1 protein-coding gene is annotated in these 292 nt (G+C 38.7%); it reads right to left on the reverse strand.

Annotated elements, in window-relative coordinates; translation table 11 throughout:
• A partial coding sequence (locus tag ACYQ2O_RS13150; protein WP_459796829.1) for a transposase occupies positions 1 to 292 on the reverse strand: 292 nt, incomplete at both ends.

The raw sequence follows: 292 nt of genomic DNA on the forward strand, positions 1-292 counted from the left end.
TTCCATTGTCCCTCTCTTTTGGTAGAGCTTGTACACTGTTTGGGCAGGTATATCAACGAAATTTGATACGATAAACTCAAACGTCGTAAATAAGAGTTCGCCAGCTTCTCGAGTGGCCTTTACAGCTGCTTTACGACCCGTTTCCCAAGATTTAGCTTGATAATTAATCTTGAAATACTGTGATTCTTTATGTGTAAAGTCTGTATCTGGTGCGTAAAGGACCTTTTGTTGAGCCATGTTCTTCAGTCGTGCATTGACTTTTAAACGAATAATATACTTCACTTTTTCTTGC

It is taken from the genome of Alkalibacterium sp. m-11 (assembly GCF_054658155.1).